The following is a 20,130-nucleotide window of genomic DNA, read 5'->3' as shown; positions in this document are numbered from 1 at the left end:
CGCCGCGGCTCCTCCATCAAGCCGGGCGCATCCAGACCTTGTTGTCGTGGAAGGCCGCGCCGCCAAACGGCGCCGCCGGGTCGGCCCCTGTCAGGACGTTGATCCCCTCGCCGCGCTCGAACGCGCCGTTCGGCCACAGACCTTCGTGGATCAGAACGCCGGGCTTGGCGCCCGTGTCGATCTTGACCGGCAAAACGATCTCGCCTCGCCTGTTGCCGATTTCGACCCGCTGACCGTCGGTTACACCTTCACGCGCGGCATCGTCCGGGTGCATCCGCAATTCCGGCCGCCCCTCGCGCTTACGGGATCCTTCCGTCTCGGCAAAGGACGAGTTCAAGAACTGCCGTGCGGGCGGGGTCGCCAGCCGGTAGGGATGCTCCGCGTCGATATCCTCGATCAGGTCGGCATGGTCGGGGAAGCTCGGAAGCCGTTCGACGGGGCCGAGCAGGCCCATCGACGGCGGCGGCCGGTTCGGCGCCACGAGGCCAGCCCAATCCACACGGAAGCGGAACTTGCCGCCGGGCGCCGCGAACCCGTCGAGGTAATGCGCCGTCGCGAAGTCCGGCTGCACGTCCAGCCAGCGATCGCGCTCGAGCGAGTCGAGGCCATCGTAGCCGCTGCGGATCAGGAGATCGTCGATCAACTCGCGCTCGGTCATCCCGAAGCCCGGCCTATCGGCCACGCCAAGCCGCTTGGCCAGTTCCTCGATGACGAAATGATTGGTTCGCACCGTGTCGGGATGCTCGATGAGCTTGGGTCCGAGCAGGATGTGGCTTTGCCCGCCGCCCCGGTAGATGTCGTCATATTCCATCGAGGTCGCCGCAGGCAGAACGAGGTCGGCGAGCTTCGCCGTGTCCGTCATGAACTGCTCGTGGACCGCGACGAAGAGATCCTCGCGCATGAGGCCGCGTACGACGTCGCGCTGCTCCGGCGCGACATTGGCGGGGTTGGTGTTCTGCACGAGCATCGCCGTCACCGGCGGGCCGCTGGCAAGCGCCCCGGCATCGCCGGTCAGGACCGCACCGATGCGAGACTGGTCGAGATGGCGGATCGAATGGTCGAGGTCGCCAAGCCCCTCGATCAGCGCCTTGTCGAAGCGCCAGAGGGCCCCGTTGTTGTGGAAGGCGCCGCCGCCTTCGTGCTGCCAGTGGCCGTAGACGGTCGGTACCGACAAGGCGGCGTGCATCGCCACCGCACCGTTGCGTTGCCTGGAGAAGCCGTAGCCGAGGCGGAAGAAGGTGCGAGGTGTGCGACCGATGAGGGCCGCGAAACTCTCGATCTCGGCAACGGTCAATCCCGTGATGTCGCTCGCCCATTCCGGCGTACGGCTGGCAAGATGCGCCTCCAGCCCGGCGGGATCGTCGCCGAACCGATCGAGATAGGCGCGGTCAGCGGTTCCATCCCGGAAGGCGATGTGCATGAGGGCGCAGGCCAGAGCGCCGTCCGTACCGGGCCGAAGCTTTAGGGCGATATCCGCCTGCTTCATCGTCGGATTGTCGTAGATGTCGATCACGACGATCGGCGCGCCGCGCTCTTTTCGCGCGCGCACCGCGTGGGTCATGACGTTGACCTGCGTCGCGACCGCGTTGGTGCCCCAGATCACGACGCAGTCGGACTTCGCCATCTCGCGAGGATCGACGCCGGCCAGCTTCCCCGTTCCGGCGACGAAGCCGGTCCAGGCCGTGTTGGTGCAGATCGTGTCGAACTCGCCGGAATAGCGCTTGGCGTGTCGCAGCCTGTTGATACCGTCGCGCTGCACCAGCCCCATCGTTCCCGCATAGTAGTAGGGCCAGATCGCCTCGGAACCGTAACGCGCTTCCGCCTGCAGGAACTTTTCGGCGACAAGGTCGAGCGCATCGTCCCAGCCGATCTCGCGCCAGCCGCCCGCCCCCTTGGCGCCCACGCGCTGCAGCGGCTTCAGCAGGCGATCGGGATGGTGCACCCGCTCGGCATAGCGGGCGACCTTCGCGCAGATCACGCCCGCGGTGTAGCTGTTGTCTTCGGCTCCCCGCACGCGGCCGATCGTGCGCTCGTCGATGATCTCGACGTCGAGCGCACAGGTCGACGGGCAGTCGTGCGGGCAGGCGGTGTAGCCCTTACGGGTCTGGACGCGCTGGTTCATGGGCGCGACCATAATCGAGCCGACGGGCCCTCGCCCATTCTTTTTCGCAATGCGATCGATGCAGCTCGCTGATCGAAACCGAAAAGGCCGGGCACCCGGCCCGGCCTTTCGCGACAGTTGATCAGGCGGCCTGGGCGTAGCGCGCCCGCTCCTCCGGCGACAGTGCGGGATAGTCGGTGTAGCCGTGCTCGTCGCCGCCGTAGAACGTGTCGTTGTCCCACTCGTTAAGCGGCGCGCCGACCTCGATCCGGGTGACGAGGTCGGGGTTCGAGATGAAGAGCTTGCCGAAGCAAGCCAGATCGATCTCGCCCTTCTCGATCTGCTCGATCGCGAACTGCGGGTCGTAGTTGTTGTTGCCCATGTAGACGCCATCGAAACGCTGGCGAAGCGCCGCGTAGTCGAAATTGTCCTTGTTCCGATCGCCGCCGGTCTGTCCTTCGATCACGTGAAGGTAGAGCGGCTTGCGCTTGTTCAGCTCCTCGACATAGGCGTTGAACAGGCCCTGCTGGTCGCTCTCGCTGGAGCCGCCCATCACCGTCACCGGCGAGATACGGACGCCGACATGGTCATGGTCCCAGGCCGCAATCACCGCGTCGAGCACCTCGAGCGGGAAGCGCATGCGGTTCTCGATCGAGCCGCCGTAGCGGTCGGTGCGCGTGTTGGTGCCGTCGCGCAGAAACTGGTCGAGGAGATAGCCGTTCGCCGAATGGACCTCGACGCCGTCGAAGCCAGCCGCGCGCGCGTTGCGCGTCGCCTTCACGTAATCTTCGATCACGCGCGGCAGTTCGCTTTCGTCCAGCGCGCGCGGCGTCTCGTGGTCCTTGAAGCCCTCCTCGGTGAAGGCCTTGCCGCTCGGCTTCACGGCCGAGGGGGCGACCGGGGGCTGGTTGCCAGGCTGGAGGTCCGGATGCGAGATCCGGCCGACATGCCAGAGCTGCAGCACGATCTTGCCGCCCTCGGCATGGACGGCGTCCGTCACCTTCTTCCAGGCCGTGACCTGCTGGTCGTTGAAGATGCCGGGCGTCCAGGCGTAGCCCCGCCCTTCCTCGGAGATGTTGGTGGCTTCCGTGATGATGAGGCCGGCGCCGGCGCGCTGGCGGTAGTATTCGACATGCATGTCCTTGGGTACGCCGTCGCTCGTGGCGCGGCTGCGGGTCAGCGGCGCCATGACGGCCCGGTTCGCGAGGTGAAGCTGTCCGAGGTCGAACGGCTGGAAGAACTTCTTGTCGGCCATGGGTCTGTCCTCATTCTGGGTTCGCGGCGCGCCGCGTTTCGCGCTACCAACGCCCCATATGGGCGCGGGTTCGCGCTGCAGCATCCCCCTTTTCGCGAATGCTGCGTTCACGGAGCGTCGGACATTGAACTATCGGCATGCCTTTCACGCCGGAAACTTTGCGGATGTCGTGAAGCACGCCCTGCTGTCTCGGCTGATCGAGTACCTGAAGCGCAAGGACAAACCCTTCCGCGTGATGGATACACATGCCGGACGCGGCAGGTACGACCTCGACGCCGACGAGGCGCTGAGAACCGGTGAGGCCGAAGCCGGTATCGAGGCCATGCGGCGGTCGGACGTCTGGCACCACGCGCTGCTTGCTCCCTACCGCGAAGCCGTCGAAGCGGCGGGCGCGGAACTCGGACCGCAGAGCTATCCCGGCAGCCCGTGGATCGCGCGGCACCTTCTGCGCCGGCAGGACCGCCTCTCGGCCTACGAACTGCACCCGGTCGATGCGAAGGCCCTCGCCGAGACCTTCGCCGGCGACGTGCAGGTGAAGACGATCGAGCTCGACGGCTGGCTGGCGCTCGGCGCCCACCTGCCGCCGAAGGAAAGGCGCGGGCTGGTACTGATCGACCCGCCCTTCGAGGAGGTTGGCGAGTTCGAGCGGATCGTCGCGCGCGTCGGCGACGCCTGGCGGCGTTGGCCGGGCGGGACCTATGCGATCTGGTATCCGATCAAGCGACGGGGGCAGTACGAGGCCTTCCATGCAGCGCTGCGCGAGAGCGGGATGCGCAACGTCGTGGCGGCAGACTTCTTCCGCGAGCCGTTCAGCGCAAACGAGCGCCTAGTCGGTACCGGCTTTGCGGTGGTGAACCCACCTTTCACGTTCGCAACCGAAGCCCAGATAATCCTGAAGGCCCTGGTGCCAGTGCTCGGCGTCGCGGATCGCGGCAATTGTGGCATCATTGCGCTGGTCGCCGAATGATCCGGGTGCAATATAACCGCATCTGACGATGCTTCGCCTGCCGAAGCATTCCTAGCCATCGCAAGGATCCGACGCATGCGCCCCTGCCTCGCCGCCGTCTCCGCCCTGATCGCGGCCTCCATTGCCGGCCCTGCAGTCGCCGCCGACTATGTCGAGACCGCCCCGGCCATGATCGTCACCACCGCCAAGGTGCCGGCCTGCGATGACGCCCGCGTCATGGCGCAGGTGGAAGACCAGTTCGAGTATGGCGCGCCCAACACGATTCCGGCCTCGCTTGCGGTGGTCGAGTTCAGCGGCCTCTTCGAGAAGGCCTATCAGCCGAGGGGCGGCCACAAGGAAATCGAGCGGCGCTACTGCCAGGGAACCGCGCTGATCTCCAGCGGCGAACACCGCACCGTCTACTACGTCATCGAGTATCCCATGGGCTACGCGGGCCTCAGCTGGCGGGCCGAAGGCTGCGTGCTCGGCCTCGACCCCTGGAAGATCTACGGTGCCAACTGCGAATCGCTGCGCCGTTTCTGAAAGGGCCGAGCCTCGCCATGCGCCTCCTCTACTCGAAGCCCTCGCCCTATTCCTCCAAGGTGCGCATGGCCGCGCATCTCTGCGACCTCGACATCGAGCTCGTTCCGACGAACACCGCCGACGAGGGTGTCGAGCTCACCCAGTCCAATCCAATCGGCAAGATCCCGGCACTGATCCTCGACGACGGATCGACGCTCTACGACAGCCGGGTGATCTGCGAATATCTGGATCGCCTGGCCGGCAACCCCATCATCCCGCAGGCACCCGAAGCCTGGGCTGCGACGAAGCGGGTCGAGGCGCTGGCCGACGGCATGACCGAAGCCGCCATGGCCGCGCTCTATGAGAAGCGCTACCGACCCGAGCCCATGTGGTACGAGCCGTGGATGGACAAGCAGTGGCGCCGTGCTCATCGTGCGCTGGATGCGTTGGAGCAGGAGGTTCGGGGACTGCCGGAGAAACCGACGCTGGCACATCTCGCCGTCGCATCGGACCTCGCGTGGGTCCAGCTGCGCTTTCCCGAAGAGCTGAACGGCCCCCACCTTGTCCTGGTCACCTGGCTCGACCGCTTCTTCGAAACCCATCCGGATCTTGCGGCGCTGAAGCCCGTCGCCTGAAGCGCCGCAATGGCAAAAACAAAGGGCGGCGTGCTCGGCACGACCGCCCTTTCGCTTGGCCTAGATTGCGATATCAGAACTTCAGCGCGAGACCGGCGCGGATCGAGTGCTCGTCGAAACCCGACGAGATGGTCACGTTGCCGAGGTCATAGTCCTTCGATTCGAAATCGGAATAGCGGTACTCGACGCGCGAGGTCACGCTGTCGGTCACCTTCGCCTGCACGCCCGCGCCGACGGTGTACCCGACATGGGTCTGGTCGTCGGACACGTTGCCGAGCGACAACTCCTTGTTGGCAACGGCGACACCGCCGGTCGCAAAAAGCATGATCGGATCGTAGGCGACGCCCACCATCGCGCGCAGCGAGCCGAACGCGGTGGAGTCAGCCGAGATCGGAACGCCCGTCGCCACGTTGAAGCCGCCCGCGGACAGGTCGGATGCCCCGACGTCCGCCTCGGCGCCGTAGACGAAGCCGCCGTTCTGCAGCGAATAGCCGGCATAGACGCCGCCAACGACCCCTTCGCCATCGAATTTCGCGCCGCCGGTCTGGTCCATGTTCGCGAAGTTGTAGCCGACGAAGCCACCGGCATAAGGGCCGGACCACGTATAGACCGACGCCTCCGGAGCCAGGATGGGCGCCGGCTCTGCCACGACCGCATCGGCGGCCGAGGCGTGGGCCGCGGGCGCCAGCAAAAGTCCACTCAAGGCCAAGGTGCGAAACACCTTCATGGTCCAACTCCGCGAAAGGCGCTGATGCCCTTCAGAAAACTCTTGCGACCCCAACGCCTTCGATGGTTCGGCGTTCCGACGCCAGCCAACCGTCGCTTCGAGACACAGGCCAGCTTTCGTTGCCCATCATGTAAGCGTCATCGAAGCGCGTCGCCAATTGCACGGCGGTGACACTCGCCTTTTTCTGACGCCGCACTAGCCGAGTTTCCGCCTTTCTCGCGCCGGAATACCCCTGCAAAGCGCGAACATGGTGAATCATATAAGGGGTAGCAAAGCGCAGGACGCGGCCCGCCGGGCAGCTCCGTTCCGGCGCAGGCGCCGCCGGCTCGTCCGGCAGGGCCGAGGCATCCAACCCCGCTTCCCCGGCGAAGACGACATGGCTGATGAACTGACACCCGAGATCGACGACGACTTCGATACCGATGAGGACTTCGCGAACGAGACGGTCGAGGCCGAGGCCAACGTCGACGCGAGCGCTGCCGCCTCGCTGGTCGCGTCGATAGAATGGGCGGACGGCGGACGGGACGTCAATCAGACGCTGACCGGCGCCGAACTCATTTCGGAGTTCCAGAAGCGGCTGCCGAACAGCCCCGGTGTCTACCGGATGTTCGACGAGGCGAGCGAGGTCCTCTATGTCGGCAAGGCGAAATCGCTGAAGAAGCGAGTGGCGAGCTACACACGCCTTGCCGGCCACAACAACCGCATCATGCGCATGATCCGCGCGACGCGGCACATGGAATTCGTCACGACGCGGACGGAGACGGAAGCGCTCCTCCTCGAAGCCAACCTCATCAAGCGCCTGCGGCCCCGCTTCAACGTGCTGATGCGGGACGACAAGTCATTTCCCTACATTCTCGTCACTGACGATCACAAGGCGCCGGCGATTTTCAAGCACCGTGGAGCGCGCTCGCGGAAAGGCAGCTTCTTCGGCCCCTTCGCCTCCGGCGGCGCGGTGGGACGCACGGTCGCCTCGCTGCAGCGCGCCTTCCTGCTGCGGACCTGCACCGACAGCGTCTTCGAGACGCGCACCCGCCCGTGCCTCCTCTACCAGATCAAGCGCTGCTCCGGGCCATGCACGGGCGAGATCTCGCTTGACGGCTACCGCGAGCTCGTCGACGAGGCGAAGGGTTTCCTGTCCGGACGCTCGGGTCAGGTGAAGCAGTCGATCGCCAAGGCGATGCAGGAGGCGTCGAACGACCTCGATTTCGAACGCGCGGCGGTCTATCGCGACCGCCTGTCGGCGCTATCGCACATCCAATCGCATCAGGGCATCAATCCCCAAGGCGTCGAGGAAGCCGACGTCTTCGCCATCCATCAGGAAGGCGGCCTGACCTGCATTCAGGTCTTCTTCTTCCGCACCGGCCAGAACTGGGGCAACCGCGCCTATTTCCCGAAGGCCGATCCGTCGCTCGAACCTGGCGAGGTGCTCGGCGCCTTCCTCGCCCAATTCTACGACGACAAGCCGCCGGCATCGCTGATCCTGTTGCCGGTCGACGTCGAGGACCGCGAGCTCCTGGCCGGCGCGCTCGGCGTTAAGGCGGAGCGGCGCGTCGAGATCGCGGTGCCGAAGCGCGGCGAAAAGAAGGACCTCGTCGATCACGCGACGAGCAACGCGCGCGAAGCCCTCGGGCGGCGGCTGGCCGAAACCTCGTCGCAGGCACGCCTGCTGGCGGGGCTGAAGGAAACCTTCGGGCTCGCCGAGGTCCCACGCCGCATCGAGGTCTTCGACAACTCCCACATCATGGGCACCAACGCGGTCGGCGCGATGATTGTCGCCGGGCCGCAGGGGTTCGCGAAGAACCAGTATCGCAAGTTCAACATCCGCGGCGCGGACATCACGCCGGGCGACGACTTCGGGATGATGCGCGAGGTGATGACGCGTCGCTTCTCCCGCCTCCTGAAGGAGCATGGGTATGCCGGGCCGCAGCCCGCCCCGGCTGCGGAACCCGACGAGCCGGTCGATACGGCCGATATGCCGGCTTGGCCAGACCTCGTCCTGATCGACGGAGGCAAGGGCCAGATCTCAGCCGTGCGAACCATCCTGTCGGACCTCGGCATCGCCGACAAGGTGACCACGATCGGCGTCGCCAAGGGTGTCGACCGCGACGCCGGCCGCGAACGGTTCATCGTTCAGGGGCGTGAGCCCTTCTCGCTGCCACCGCGCGACCCGGTCCTCTACTTCCTGCAGCGACTGCGCGACGAGGCGCACCGGTTCGCAATTGGCACGCATCGCGCCAAGCGGAAGAAGGAACTGACCAAGAACCCGCTGGACGAGATCGGCGGGATCGGCCCCTCGCGCAAGCGGGCGCTCCTCCACCATTTCGGCACGGCCAAGGCGGTGTCGCGCGCCGCCTTCGACGATCTTCTCAAGGTCGAGGGCATTTCGGCCGCGATGGCGCGGACGATCTACGACCATTTTCACGAGCGCCAGTGACGCATTGGGCCCTGACCGGTCCTTTTTCCCCGCACGATGTTGACGGGGGCGTCATGCCGCGTTTGAACAGCCTTCATCGAACGCGCGTAACCCTCGGCCGACTCGTCCCTCCAAACGGACCGAACCCATGGCATCCCAGGCGTACAGTCTCCCCAACATCCTGACCTACGCCCGCATTGCCGCCGTTCCACTCGTAGTGCTGTGCTTCTTCGTGGAAGGCCGCCTGCATGGCTCGGACGCCGCACGCTGGTCGGCGCTCGGGCTTTTCGTTGCCGCCAGCGTGACGGACTGGCTCGACGGCTATCTGGCGCGCGCGTGGCAGCAGACGTCCACGATCGGGCGGATGCTCGACCCGATCGCCGACAAGCTGCTTGTGGCCGCCGCCCTCCTCCTTCTCGCCGCCGACGGCACGATCGCCGGCTGGACGATCTGGGCCGCGATCGTGATCCTGTGCCGCGAGATCCTGGTTTCGGGCCTGCGCGAATACCTCGCCGAGCTGAAGGTGTCGGTTCCCGTCACGCGCCTCGCCAAGTGGAAGACCGCGACCCAAATGGTCGCGATATCCTTTCTTCTTGCGGGTCCCGCGGGCGATCAAATCGTGCCCCATGTGACACAGGCGGGCATCGTCCTTCTGTGGATCGCGGCGATCATCACGCTTTATACGGGCTACGATTACTTCCGCGCCGGTCTGCGCCATATCGACGTCTAACGGCGGCGAGGAGCCGCCAGCAGATCGGGAGGCATGGCATGAAGCTCGTCTATTTCGCCTGGGTCCGCGAGCGGATCGGTATCGGTGAGGAAGAGGTGGTGTTGCCCGCCGGTGTCGTCACCGTGCAGGATCTCCTCCATTGGCTGAAGGGGCGTGGCGACAACTACGATGCCGCGCTGCAGGCACCTCAGATGGTGCGCGTGGCGATCGACCAGGAACACGTGCCCCACTCCCAGCCCATCGGCAACTGCACGGAAATTGCGATCTTCCCGCCGATGACGGGCGGCTGACGTGAGCGACGTCAGCATTGCCGTTACGTCCGACCGGATTGACCTCGGTGCAGAGGCGAGCCGCGCCGCGCCCGGTGGCCGTGCCGGGGCGGTGGTGACCTTCGCGGGCTACTGCCGCGACGAGGGCGGACGGCTGTCGGCGCTCGAGATCGAGCACTATCCCGGCATGGCGGAGCGGGCGATCCGCGAGATGGCCGACGATGCGGCCCGGCGTTGGTCGCTGCTCGGCGTCCGCTGCGTGCATCGCTACGGGATGATCGCGCCCGGCGAGGAAATCGTCTTCGTCGCCTGCTCATCGGAGCATCGGCACGCCGCCTTCGAGGCGGCCTCTTTCCTCATGGACTACATGAAGTCCAAGGCTCCGTTCTGGAAGCGCGAGCATCTCGTCGACGGCACGGCCGGAGGCTGGGTCGAGGCAAAGGACACCGACGACGCCGCTGCGGATCGCTGGCACCGCCTGTAGCGGTCAGGCCGAAGCGAGGGCGGTGGTTCGCTCGTCGGGCAACTCGTCCATGTTCGCCACGAGCGAAGGCGCCGCGAGCGGACAGGCCGGGCGGCGCAGACCGTAGAGATCAAGTTCGAAGAGAAGGCTTTCGGCCTCCGCGCGGGCACGGTCGAGCCCCGGCGCGTCGCTGTTGTTCAAGCTGTGCACGGTGCCGCCGACGAGGAACGGAGCCTCAAAGGCGGCGCGCAGCGATAGCCCGGCGGGGAGCCGGACCGTGCGGCTTTCGCAAAGCTCCTTTTCGACCGCGCGCGCAATGCGGCTCGAAATTTGGGTGATGGCGGTCGCGACGAAGGCTCGCCCGCCGGAGCGGCGACGGTTGATGCCGTCGATCAGGCGATCCGTCTCGACTGCCGCGGCGACGGACAGCGGAGAGAATCGAACAGGGATCAGCGACATCCGGGCGATTTCGAAGGCGGCCCGAAGGCGATCGCGCTTGAACCCGGCATCGATCACGACGGTGCGCCCCTCGCGCCGACCGAGATGCGTCAGCTCGCGCAGGCCCTCGTCGTTGGTCGGCCGGGCCACGGAGATGAGATCGGGGCACCCCGGGCGGCGAGACCAGCGGACAAGGTCCGGGTTTCGCGCGGCATCGATGAGAAGAACCGATCCGCCGGCGTCGGCGATCGCGCTGGCGAGCGTCAGAGCAAGCGTCGAGGTTCCCCCGCTGCGAACACTTCCGATGGCGACGACCGCCATTCACCGCCTCTCCTTCTGCGACATCCATCGGCAGATGGTCCACTGATGGCGGCCATGCCGGATGTCTTGAATCGCACCATCCGTCGGCGCCCGCCTCCATTCATCGACACGTCACAATCGGTCGCAAGCCATTCTGTGTACGAGAGAACTTGCGCATTTAGGACTGATGCGAGCCGGCAACAAAAAGGGCGGCGGACATTACGATCCGCCGCCCCGAGCCACGACTTCTGCGCAGCTGTTCAGCCGACGATTTCGGTCTCGGAGAACCAGTAGGCGATCTCTTCCTTGGCGGTCTCGGGAGCGTCCGAGCCGTGCACCGAGTTCTCGCCGATCGACAGGGCGTGCGCCTTGCGGATCGTGCCCTCGGCGGCCTGCGCCGGGTTGGTCGCGCCCATCAGCTCGCGGTTGCGCGAGATGGCGTTCTCGCCCTCGAGCACCTGCACGATCGTCGGGCCGGCCGACATCGACTCGACCAGCTCGCCGAAGAACGGGCGCTCCTTGTGGACGGCGTAGAACCCCTCGGCCTCGCGGCGGCTCATCCAGACGCGCTTGGAGGCGACGACGCGAAGGCCACCCTCTTCCAGCATCTTGGTGATCGCGCCGGTGAGGTTGCGACGCGTCGCATCAGGCTTGATCATGGAGAAGGTGCGTTCGATCGCCATTGGCCGTTATCCCAAAGTCAAAGGGCTGAAGATGGCGCGCTCTATAGCCGTGCCCCCGCCCCGCGGCAAGGCGGGGCGCGCTCAGGAAGCGGCCGGAACCTGACGGCCGAGCCCGCCATGCAGGTCGAGACAACGCTCGAACCAGTCCGCGATCGGATCCCCGTCATCGAGGAGTTGGAACGTGGAGAGCACCCGCAGCCATTGGAACCCGCTGAACACGATGTAATCCGCGAACATCGGACGCTCGCCCGCCAGGAACGGCTGGTTGCGAAGGGTGGCACGCAGCGGCTCCAGCGACTTCGAGGCCGCAAGCCGCTTCTCTTCGGTCCGCCCGTCCTGCACCTCCTCAAGCGGCTTGCCGAAGGCCTTCTCGCGCTTCGCACGGAAGAAGGCCTTGTTCTCGTCGTCCTGCGCGGCGTGGATATCGAGGATCGTGGCGCGCACGATCACGGGATGCAGGGTGCGCTGCGTCCAGCTTTCGACGAATCGCGCGAGCGCTCGTCCGCTCTGGCCCTCGAAGAGCGGTGGCCGTTCGGGATAGGTGTCATCGAGATATTCGGCGATCGCGAAACTGTCCTGCACCACCGCGTCCCCGTCGCGGATCACGGGCACCGTCCGTCCGCCGCCACCCTCGACCCCGGCGACTTCGGTGAAGCGTGTGGGCAGGGCGTCGAATGCCAAGCCCTTGTGCGCGAGCGCCATGCGCGCCTTCCAGCAGTGCGGCGAGAACGGGCGCGAGGGGTCGCTGCCGACGAGGTCGTAAAGCAATATGGTCACGATCGAATCTCCCGAGAGCTGAGGCATTGTCTTGTATCAGGAACAGTTCGTCACCCTCGCGGCCTACAACGAATGGGCCAATCGACGACTTCTCGAAAGCGCGAGCGACCTGACGCCCGCGCAATTCGCCGAGGATCGCGGCGTCTTCTTCCGCTCCCTTCTCGGCACGCTCAACCATATCCTGTCTGCCGACCGGATCTGGCTGAGACGTTTCACCGGAGAAGGATCGGCGCCGGACCGGCTCGACGCGATCCTTTACATGGAGGTCGACGCGCTGCGCGGGGCGCGCGAGGCCGAAGACGCGCGTCTGGCCTCCTATGTCGGTTCGCTGTCCGAAAGCGATCTCGCCATGACCGTCCACTACTCGCCCCTGACGCGACCGGGCGTCATCGAAGCCCGTCTCGGGCCAACGCTCTTGCATGTCTTCAATCACCAGACCCATCATCGCGGTCAGGCGAGCGCGGTCATCACCGGGTTCGGCCTCCCGGGACCCTCGATGGATCTGGTCGCGTTCCTCCGGGACACGGGTCGCGGCTGAGAGCCTAATCGTCGGACTTTCGCCCCTGCGGCAAACATGGCAAAAGCGGGCCATGCTTCAGATCACCGACCTGTCCGCCCGCGTCGCGGGGCGCCTCCTGATCGATCACGCGAGCCTTTCGATCCCAGCCGGAACGAAGGCGGGTCTCGTCGGTCGCAACGGTGCGGGCAAGTCGACGCTCTTCCGCGTCATCACAGGCGATCTCGCGTCCGAAAGCGGCGGCGTCTCAATCCCGCGCAACACCCGCATCGGTCAGGTCGCTCAGGAGGCGCCGGGCACGGAGCAGTCGCTTCTGGAGGTCGTGCTCGCGGCCGACCTCGAGCGAGTCGCGCTGCTGGAAGAAGCGGAAACCGCTACCGACCCGCAGCGGATCTCGGAAGTGCACCTGCGCCTCGCCGACATCGAAAGCCATTCGGCCGAAGCACGGGCGGCCGCGATCCTCGACGGCCTCGGCTTCGACGCGGTCGCACAGGCGCGTCCCGTCTCGTCATTCTCCGGCGGCTGGCGGATGCGCGTGGCGCTGGCAGCCGTCCTGTTCTCCCGGCCCGACCTCCTGCTTTTGGACGAGCCGACGAACTATCTCGACCTCGAAGGCACGCTCTGGCTCGAGAACTTCGTCTCGCGCTACCCCTACACCGTCCTCATCATCAGCCACGATCGCGATGTCCTGAACAACGCGGTGAACGCGATCATCCATCTCGACCAGAAGAAGCTCGTCTTCTATCGCGGCGATTACGACAGCTTCGAGCGGCAGCGCGCCGAAAAGCTGGAGCTTCTCGGCAAGGCGATCGCCAAGCAGGACGCCGCTCGAAAGCACATGGAGGCGTTCGTCGAGCGCTTCCGCGCCAAGGCGTCGAAGGCTCGGCAGGCGCAGTCCCGACTGAAGGCGCTGGAGCGGATGAAGCCGCTGCAGGCCATCGTCGAGGAGCATGTGACGCCGTTCGTCTTCCCGAAGCCGGAAAAGATCCTGGCGTCCCCGATCATCCGCATGGAAGGCGTTTCGGTCGGCTACAGCGCGGAGCGCTCGATCCTGCGCGGCCTCGACATCCGTATCGACGCGGACGACCGCATCGCGCTGCTCGGCGCCAACGGCAACGGCAAGTCGACCTTCGCCAAGCTCATCGCCGAAAGGCTTACCGCCCAGCGCGGCTCGGTCACGCGCGCGCCGGGCCTCAAGATCGCGATGTTCGCGCAGCACCAGATCGACGACCTGCGCCCGAACGAGACCGCCGTACAGCACGTGCGGCGCTTCATGCCGGATGCGCCGGAAGCCAAGGTGCGCGCGCGGGTCGCCCAGATGGGCTTGCCGACCCAGAAGATGGACACGGTGGCCGACAGCTTGTCCGGCGGCGAGAAGGCGCGCCTCCTGATGGGCCTTGCCACGATCGACGCGCCGAACCTCCTGATCCTCGACGAACCGACGAACCATCTCGATATCGAGGCACGCGAGAGCCTCGTTTACGCTTTGAACGACTTCCCAGGCGCCGTCATCCTCATCAGCCACGACCGCCACATGGTCGAAGCGACGATGGACCGGCTGTGGATCGTCGGCGACGGCACCGTCAAGCGCTACGACGGCGATCTCGACGACTACAAGAAGCTGATCCTTTCCGGCGCGCGTTCGGGCGGCGGCAATCAGGGCGAGGCGATCGAGGAAGCAACGGCTCCCGTCGTCTCGAAGGTGGACCAGCGCCGGCTCGCGGCCGAGAAGCGCGAGGCGCTGAAGCCGTTGAAGAAGAAGATCACCAATCTCGAAGTCCAGATGTCGCGGCTCCAGGCGACGATCAAGGACCTCGACGAGAAGCTGGCCGATCCCGCGCTCTACACCCGCGATCCCGCGAAGGCTGCCGATCTCGGCCGCCAGAAGTCGTCAGCCGAAAAGACGCTCGAACGGTGCGAGGCTGAATGGCTCGAATTCACCGAGGAGCACGACTCCGCCATGGCGGACTGAGGGCTGTCGAAAAACCTTCACGAATCCTTGAGACGTCAACGTGACAGCGCTAGCTTGTCTTAAAGGCGGCCGGTAACGTCACCAAGGCGGCCCACGGAGCGGTTCGTCATGCGGCGTCCCATCCTTTCGGCAGTTCTCGCCGTCCTCACGCTCAACGCCTTTCCGGCGGACGAACCGCGCAGCCGCGGTTTCGACGAACCCATTCCTTTGCAAACAGGCTTTGCCGAGGTGAACGGCATCAACCTCTTCTTCCGTGTCTACGGAGAAGGGCCGCCGATCCTGATGATTCATGGGGGCCTGTCGGACAGCCGCGTCTGGCGAGCACAACTCGCGACACTTTCGGAGCATCACAGCGTCATCGTCGCGGACAGCCGCGGACAGGGACGCTCCACCAGCACCGCGGACGTCATCACCTACGACCTGATGGCGGACGACTACCTCGCGCTTCTCGACCAGTTGCACATCTCGCAGGTGGCGCTGGTCGGCTGGAGCGATGGCGGCATCATTGGGCTCGACATCGCGATCCGCCACCCGGAGCGCCTGTCGCGTCTGTTCGTACAGGCGGCGAACGCGACGCCGGACGGTTTCCTCGGCTTCAAGCCGGACGACCCGAACCGCCCGAAGCTCAAGCACTACGACAACATCAAGGACGAGATCGAAGCGCTCTGGGCCAACGAGCCGAACTTCTCGCAGGCCGAACTCGAGACGATTCCGGTGCCGACCGAGATTGCGATCGGCGAGCATGACGAGGCGATCAGCCGGGAGCACACCGAGTATCTCGCTGCGACCATACCGGGCGCCAAGCTTCTCATTCTGCCGGCCGTCGGCCATTCCGCCCCGCTGGAAGACCCGGACGGCTACGCCTCTGCCGTCCTCGACTTCGTCGACGGAACGACGACCTGAGCATCGCTCAGGCCTTTTTCGCCCAGCGCCCGCCCTCGGTCTGCTGCCAGTATGTCACGGCATGGCCAGCCGACTTCTCCGCCTTCCAGCGCTCGCGAGCGGTCGAGAGCTGGTCGGGGTCGTCCCCGTCAAAAAGGTAGACGCCGCGCTGGTACGGCGTCAGGTCGACCGGTACGGCCCCCTCCACCATAAAACGGACATGCGGATCGTTGGCGCGCTGCTCAGGCTCGATCGTCAGCAGGATCGGCTGAAGGGCGCCTCCCCCATCGGCATCTGAGCCGTGGGGAAGGAAGCTGTCGTCCTTATAGGTCCAGAGGTGCTGATCGAGGGCATCGCGTCGCTCGGGCGTCACCGCCTGAACCACGACGCGCCAACCGCGCGCGACCGACTTCTCGAGGAGGTCGGGCAGCGCGTCCTCCATCCGGCTTTCGGTCAGGTGATAGAACAGCACCTCGGCCATGCGGCTCAGCGCGCCTCGTAGTGGTCTTCCACGAGCTTGTTGAGGAGACGGACGCCGAAGCCTGACGCCCAAGACTGGTTGTATTCGTTCGCGGGCGATCCCATCGCGGTTCCCGCCACGTCGAGATGTGCCCAAGGCACGTCGTTGACGAAGCGCTGGAGGAACTGCGCAGCGGTGGTGGCGCCGGCCGCGCGACCGTTGCCGACATTCTTGATGTCGGCGAACTTGCCCTCGATCATCTTGTCGTACTCCTTGCCGAGCGGCATGCGCCAGACCTTCTCGCCGGTCTCCAGACCTGCGGTCAGAAGTCGTTCGGCGAGCTCGTCGTTGTTGGAGAACAGACCCGCATGATGGTTGCCGAGCGCCACGATGATGGCGCCGGTCAGGGTCGCGAGGTTCACTATGAACTTCGGTTTGAAGCGCTCCTGCGTGTACCAGAGCGCATCCGCCAGCACGAGGCGCCCCTCGGCGTCCGTGTTCAGCACCTCGATGGTCGTGCCCGACATGGCCGTCACGATATCGCCCGGGCGCTGTGCGTTTCCGTCCACGGCGTTCTCGACGAGGCCGACAATGCCGATGGCGTTGACCTTTGCCTTGCGGCCCGCGAGCGCCCGCATCAGGCCGACCACGGCCGCCGAACCGCCCATGTCGCCCTTCATCTCGTCCATGCCGGCGGCCGGTTTGATCGAGACGCCGCCCGTGTCGAAGATCACGCCCTTGCCGACGAAGGCGACCGGCGCCTCGCCGTCCGCGCCGCCGTTCCAGCGCATGATGCAGAGGCGCGGCGGCATCGGCGAGCCCTGCGCGACGCCAAGCAGCGCGCGCATCTTCAACTCCGCCATCCGAGTTTCGTCCAGGACCTCAATCTCGAGCCCGTCCGCGGCGAGCGCCTCGATGCGCGAGGCGTATTCGGTCGTGGTGAGAACGTTGGCGGGCTCGTTGACGAGGTCTCGCGCGAGGATCACGCCGTCCGCGAGCGCCTGTGCGGCGACAAAAGCTCCGCGTGCCTCGTCCGGCGTCGCCGAGGCGATGGTGTAGGTGCGGGACGTCTCGGCCTCCGCCTCCTCGCCCGGCGTCGACTTCTTGGACTTGTAGCGATCGAACTTGTAAGCGCGCAGAAGAATGCCGAGACCGATGGTCGCAAGATCGCGCGGCGTCGCGGTTGTCGCACCGCCGTCGCCCCACACCGTCACCGGCCCCTCGCCCTTCGTCCCGCCGGCGATCGTGCCGCCGAGCCGCAGCCATTCCTCCTCGCCGAACGGCTTGTCGCCCGCGGTGCCGACGACGACGATGCGCTCCAGCGACGAGCCCGCCGGAGCGATGGCTTCGACGGTTGAAAGCTCCTTGCCCTTGAACTTCGCGACGCCGATCGCCTTCTGCACGGCGTCCGCCACATCCGGCGAGACGTCGGACGGCAGAGTTCCCTCCGTCCCCGCGAGAATGACGAGCGTGCCCGTCCCGGGCATCTGCAGCGGCGCGAAGGCGATGGTAGGCTGGACGGACATGCGGTCTCCGATGCGCTATCGACGCGCCGGGACCTGTGCCCCGACACAAGGGATTCGGTCGTCATTCTGGTGACGGAGTGTTGCATTGCAAGGGTCGTGCACGGGCGAACAAAGCGTTAACCACGTTTGTTCGCCCTTCTTTAGCCAAGCTGGCTCAGTCTACGGCGGCCTAGTATGTCGAACCGCGCGGTTCGGTACCGCGCCGGAGGACGGCGGTTTGAACGGGACTGTCGAGACGACCACGGCATGAAGCTGATCGAACGCTACATTTTCCGCAGAGCCCTGACCTACACGGTCGGCTCGCTCACGGCGCTCGTTCTCATCGTCTGGATCGTGCAGGTCCTCCAGCGGCTCGACATTGTGCGCACATCGGCGACCGCTGCCGGCGACATCTTCTGGATCGCGCTGATGCTGATGCCGGATCTCGCCGCAGGGGTCCTTCCCTTCGCGCTGCTGATCGGCGCCGTGCAGACGCTGAACTCTTTGAACGCCGATTCTGAACGCGCCGTCATCGCGGCGTCCGGCGGCTCGCGCAGCGTGATCACCAAGCCGATCATGATCCTGGCGGCAGCGGCATCGGGCCTGATCCTCTTCAATTCGCACGTCGTCGGCCCCGCCGCCTCCAGCGCCTTTCAGAACGGGATCCGTTCCATCAACGCCGACGCGATCAGCCTTTTTCTGCAGCCCGGACGCTTCGAGCAGGTGCAGGACGGCCTCATCATGAGCATCGACGAGGCGCGCGGGCCGAACGTGCGGGGGCTCTTTCTCGCCGACACCCGTGATCCGACCCTCGACCTGACCTACTTCGCCCGCGAGGCATCCATCGTGGAGCGCGAGGGACAATCCTATCTCGTGCTCGACGACGGCCAGCTTCACCGCAAGCGCAACAACGACGGTTCCGTTTCCATCATCGAGTTCCAGACCTACGCCTTCGACCTCGCCAACCTGCGGCCCGTCGAGACGCGGGACTGGGTGCGCATGTCGGAGCGCTCGACGCGCGAGCTTCTGAACCCAGATCCGAACGACCGGGTCTACCAGCTTCATCCCAACCGCTTCACCGAAGAGCTGGCCCAGCGCCGGACCGACTGGCTCTATCCGATCGCCTTCGCGCTCTGGGCCCTGATCGTGGCCGGCCACCCGCGCACCAACCGGCAGGGCCCGGGGCCTGCGATGGCGCTCGGTCTCGGCGGCTCGCTGCTTCTCAAGGCGGGCGGCTTCGTCTCGCTGTCGCTGGTGAGCGACGACGCACGCTACACGGCCCTCGCCTACGGCCTGCCGCTCGGCGCGATCGCGCTCGACCTCTGGCTGCTGTGGCGCAACGTCAACGTGAGCGAGACCCGCGCCGTACGGGCCGTGAGCGACGGCACGTTGTGGCTGGGAAGCCAGTTGCAGCGCCTTCTGCCGGGCGCCCGGTCCGGAAAGGCGGCCGGCGCATGAAGCGGTGGACGCTTAACCTCTACTTCCTCCGTCGTTTCCTCGTCAGCTTCCTGTCGACCTTCGTCGCGGTCTTCGCGCTCGTATATCTCGTCGACATGATCGAGGTCAGCCGGCGCGGTCTGCCTGGCGACGTCGGCTTCGACACGATCGCGACCATTTCTGCGCTGCGCGTCCCCGCGTTCATCGAGCAGGCCTTCCCCTTCATCGTTCTCTTCTCGGCGATCTTCACGCTGGTGTCGCTGAACCGGAAGATGGAACTCGTGGTCGCGCGTGCTGCAGGCGTATCGGTCTGGCAGATGCTGGCGCCGTTCGCCGCGGGTGCCTTCCTGATCGGCGTCGTCTCGGTCGCGGTCTACAACCCGCTGGCCTCCATCGCGCAGAGCAAGGCGGCGCAGTTGCAGACCGAGAACGCCGGCTCGATGCAGACCACGACCGATCGCGCACCATGGCTGCGGCAGAACGGCAATGGGATCGAGTCCATCATCGGCGCCAAGATCGTCGCCGATCGAGGGGCGACGCTCGGCAGCGTGACGGCGTTCCTGCTCGACGGCGAGGGCGTCGTGCGGGAGCGGATCGACGCGCCGGTCGCCCACCTTCGCGACGGTGCCTGGCACATCGAGAACGCCAGCGTGACCCGAATCGGATCACCGCCGGTGAACGAGGGTGAGCGTGTCATTCCCACCACGCTCCTGCCCGAATACATCGAACAGCGGCTGGCCGATCCCGAGACGATTTCGATCTGGGAGCTTGCACCCAAGATCGAGGTCGCGCGAAGCCTTGGCTACAACGCAGATGCTTTCGCGATGCGGCTCAATGCCTTGATCGCGCGGCCCGCGCTCTTCGTGGCGATGGTGCTCGTCGCGGCGACCGTAGCTGTGCGCTACACGCGCATCGGCCAGTCTGGACGCATGATCGTCAGTGGCATCGCAGCCGGCTTCGTGCTTTACGTCGTTACTTTCCTCGCGCAGGCGCTGGGGAGCAATTCCGTGGTTCCCCCCGTCATCGCGGCGTGGTTCCCGGTCGTGGCGGCAGGATTGTTCGGGACGACGATCCTGCTCCATCAGGAGGATGGCTAGA

At 65.9% G+C, this 20,130-nt stretch carries 20 protein-coding genes; 12 read left to right on the top strand and 8 right to left on the bottom strand.

Annotated elements, in window-relative coordinates:
• Positions 1-16: 16 nt before the first annotated feature.
• Both ACLNGM_RS14150 and ACLNGM_RS14145 read right to left on the bottom strand, forming a co-directional pair.
• Entirely contained in the window at positions 17-2,122 is a 2,106-nt protein-coding gene (locus ACLNGM_RS14150) for a molybdopterin-containing oxidoreductase family protein (protein WP_416355413.1), read from the bottom strand.
• A gap of 121 nt (positions 2,123-2,243) precedes the next feature.
• Positions 2,244-3,356, bottom strand: coding sequence for an alkene reductase (locus tag ACLNGM_RS14145; RefSeq protein ID WP_416355412.1), 1,113 nt, complete (start codon positions 3,354-3,356; stop codon positions 2,244-2,246).
• A 124-nt stretch (positions 3,357-3,480) separates the two neighbouring features.
• Here ACLNGM_RS14145 and ACLNGM_RS14140 point away from each other — a divergent pair, with 124 nt between their 5' ends.
• The 3 genes from ACLNGM_RS14140 (at position 3,481) to ACLNGM_RS14130 (ending at position 5,459) form a co-directional block, all read left to right on the top strand.
• The gene (locus tag ACLNGM_RS14140) at positions 3,481-4,323 is read left to right on the top strand and encodes a 23S rRNA (adenine(2030)-N(6))-methyltransferase RlmJ (protein ID WP_416355411.1); all 843 of its coding nucleotides are present in this window, start codon (positions 3,481-3,483) and stop codon (positions 4,321-4,323) included.
• Positions 4,324-4,398: 75 nt separating this feature from the next.
• On the top strand, positions 4,399-4,845 hold the full coding sequence (locus tag ACLNGM_RS14135) for a hypothetical protein (RefSeq protein WP_416355410.1): 447 nt from the start codon (positions 4,399-4,401) through the stop codon (positions 4,843-4,845).
• 17 nt (positions 4,846-4,862) lie between these two features.
• A complete protein-coding gene (locus ACLNGM_RS14130) occupies positions 4,863-5,459 on the top strand; it encodes a glutathione S-transferase family protein (protein ID WP_416355409.1) in 597 nt (198 codons plus the stop codon).
• A gap of 73 nt (positions 5,460-5,532) precedes the next feature.
• Here the strand turns inward: ACLNGM_RS14130 and ACLNGM_RS14125 are convergent, their stop codons facing one another.
• The gene (locus ACLNGM_RS14125; protein ID WP_416355408.1) at positions 5,533-6,186 is read right to left on the bottom strand and encodes an outer membrane protein; all 654 of its coding nucleotides are present in this window, start codon (positions 6,184-6,186) and stop codon (positions 5,533-5,535) included.
• Between the two features lie 376 nt (positions 6,187-6,562).
• Here ACLNGM_RS14125 and uvrC point away from each other — a divergent pair, with 376 nt between their 5' ends.
• From uvrC to ACLNGM_RS14105, 4 genes are all read left to right on the top strand, one after another.
• A complete protein-coding gene (gene uvrC, locus ACLNGM_RS14120; RefSeq protein ID WP_416355407.1) occupies positions 6,563-8,620 on the top strand; it encodes an excinuclease ABC subunit UvrC in 2,058 nt (685 codons plus the stop codon).
• A gap of 127 nt (positions 8,621-8,747) precedes the next feature.
• Positions 8,748-9,329 (top strand): CDP-diacylglycerol--glycerol-3-phosphate 3-phosphatidyltransferase, encoded by a 582-nt coding sequence (gene pgsA / locus ACLNGM_RS14115; protein WP_090959822.1) that lies wholly within the window; start codon positions 8,748-8,750, stop codon positions 9,327-9,329.
• Between the two features lie 38 nt (positions 9,330-9,367).
• The gene (gene moaD, locus ACLNGM_RS14110) at positions 9,368-9,619 is read left to right on the top strand and encodes a molybdopterin converting factor subunit 1 (protein WP_416355406.1); all 252 of its coding nucleotides are present in this window, start codon (positions 9,368-9,370) and stop codon (positions 9,617-9,619) included.
• Position 9,620: 1 nt separating this feature from the next.
• Positions 9,621-10,082: a molybdenum cofactor biosynthesis protein MoaE gene (locus tag ACLNGM_RS14105; RefSeq protein ID WP_416355405.1), complete on the top strand. Its 462-nt coding sequence runs from the start codon at positions 9,621-9,623 to the stop codon at positions 10,080-10,082.
• A 3-nt stretch (positions 10,083-10,085) separates the two neighbouring features.
• On the opposite strand, the gene ACLNGM_RS14100 is transcribed toward ACLNGM_RS14105, so the two are convergent.
• The 3 genes from ACLNGM_RS14100 to ACLNGM_RS14090 form a co-directional block, all read right to left on the bottom strand.
• Positions 10,086-10,820: a chromosome partitioning protein ParA gene (locus tag ACLNGM_RS14100; protein WP_416355404.1), complete on the bottom strand. Its 735-nt coding sequence runs from the start codon at positions 10,818-10,820 to the stop codon at positions 10,086-10,088.
• Between the two features lie 239 nt (positions 10,821-11,059).
• The gene (ndk, locus tag ACLNGM_RS14095; RefSeq protein ID WP_055884259.1) at positions 11,060-11,482 is read right to left on the bottom strand and encodes a nucleoside-diphosphate kinase; all 423 of its coding nucleotides are present in this window, start codon (positions 11,480-11,482) and stop codon (positions 11,060-11,062) included.
• Positions 11,483-11,563: 81 nt separating this feature from the next.
• Positions 11,564-12,259, bottom strand: coding sequence for a glutathione S-transferase family protein (locus tag ACLNGM_RS14090; protein ID WP_416355403.1), 696 nt, complete (start codon positions 12,257-12,259; stop codon positions 11,564-11,566).
• A gap of 31 nt (positions 12,260-12,290) precedes the next feature.
• On the opposite strand from ACLNGM_RS14090, the gene ACLNGM_RS14085 reads away from it, so the two are divergent.
• The 3 genes from ACLNGM_RS14085 to ACLNGM_RS14075 all read left to right on the top strand — a co-directional run bounded on the left by ACLNGM_RS14085 (position 12,291) and on the right by ACLNGM_RS14075 (position 15,651).
• Positions 12,291-12,797 carry a DinB family protein gene (locus tag ACLNGM_RS14085; protein WP_416355402.1) on the top strand — a complete coding sequence of 169 codons (507 nt, stop codon included), beginning with the start codon at positions 12,291-12,293 and terminating at the stop codon, positions 12,795-12,797.
• Between the two features lie 52 nt (positions 12,798-12,849).
• Positions 12,850-14,748, top strand: a complete 1,899-nt coding sequence (locus ACLNGM_RS14080) for an ABC-F family ATP-binding cassette domain-containing protein (RefSeq protein WP_416355401.1) — start codon at positions 12,850-12,852, stop codon at positions 14,746-14,748.
• A 108-nt stretch (positions 14,749-14,856) separates the two neighbouring features.
• Entirely contained in the window at positions 14,857-15,651 is a 795-nt protein-coding gene (locus tag ACLNGM_RS14075) for an alpha/beta fold hydrolase (RefSeq protein ID WP_416355400.1), read from the top strand.
• A gap of 7 nt (positions 15,652-15,658) precedes the next feature.
• Here ACLNGM_RS14075 and ACLNGM_RS14070 read toward each other — a convergent pair whose 3' ends face one another.
• Both ACLNGM_RS14070 and ACLNGM_RS14065 read right to left on the bottom strand, forming a co-directional pair.
• Entirely contained in the window at positions 15,659-16,111 is a 453-nt protein-coding gene (locus tag ACLNGM_RS14070; RefSeq protein WP_090959837.1) for a DNA polymerase III subunit chi, read from the bottom strand.
• 5 nt (positions 16,112-16,116) lie between these two features.
• A complete protein-coding gene (locus ACLNGM_RS14065) occupies positions 16,117-17,616 on the bottom strand; it encodes a leucyl aminopeptidase (protein WP_416355399.1) in 1,500 nt (499 codons plus the stop codon).
• 246 nt (positions 17,617-17,862) lie between these two features.
• Between ACLNGM_RS14065 and ACLNGM_RS14060 the strand changes: the two genes are divergently transcribed.
• Positions 17,863-19,053, top strand: a complete 1,191-nt coding sequence (locus ACLNGM_RS14060) for an LptF/LptG family permease (RefSeq protein WP_416355398.1) — start codon at positions 17,863-17,865, stop codon at positions 19,051-19,053.
• Positions 19,050-20,129: an LPS export ABC transporter permease LptG gene (lptG, locus tag ACLNGM_RS14055; RefSeq protein ID WP_416355397.1), complete on the top strand. Its 1,080-nt coding sequence runs from the start codon at positions 19,050-19,052 to the stop codon at positions 20,127-20,129. Before ACLNGM_RS14060 ends, lptG begins: the two co-directional genes overlap by 4 nt.
• Position 20,130: the final 1 nt, after the last annotated feature.

It is taken from the genome of Aureimonas phyllosphaerae, assembly GCF_047943035.1.
In the GTDB taxonomy this organism is placed as follows: Bacteria; Pseudomonadota; Alphaproteobacteria; order Rhizobiales; family Rhizobiaceae; genus Aureimonas; species Aureimonas phyllosphaerae.
This window is presented reverse-complemented; position numbering and strand designations above follow the sequence as displayed.